At 67.5% G+C, this 412-nt stretch carries 1 pseudogene; it reads left to right on the top strand.

The features are described 5' to 3' along the window. Positions 1 to 412 (top strand): annotated as a pseudogene (locus AC1DJW_RS26615) (pyruvate dehydrogenase (acetyl-transferring), homodimeric type); the annotation flags it as partial.

Raw genomic sequence — 412 nt, 5'->3', positions numbered from 1 at the left:
TCGTGCCGGACGAATCGCGCACCTTCGGCATGGACGCGTTCTTCCCCACCGCGAAGATCTACAACCCCAAGGGCCAGAACTACCTCTCCGTGGACCGGGACCTCGTCCTGGCCTACAAGGAATCCCCCATGGGCCAGCTCATCCACCCCGGCATCAACGAAGCCGGCGCCGTCGCGGCCTTCACCGCCGCCGGCACCGCCTACGCCACCCACGGCGAACCCCTCGTGCCGATCTACGTGTTCTACTCCATGTTCGGCTTCCAACGCACCGGCGACGCCTTCTGGGCCGCCGCGGACCAAATGACCCGCGGCTTCATCATCGGCGCCACCGCAGGACGGACCACCCTCACCGGCGAAGGACTCCAACACGCCGACGGACACTCCCCCATCCTGGCCTCCACCAACCCCGCCGT

The sequence above is a fragment of the Arthrobacter sp. 05L417 genome (assembly GCF_056397865.1).
The sequence above is the reverse complement of the archived record's forward strand: the minus strand, read 5'-3'. Positions and strand labels throughout refer to the sequence as shown.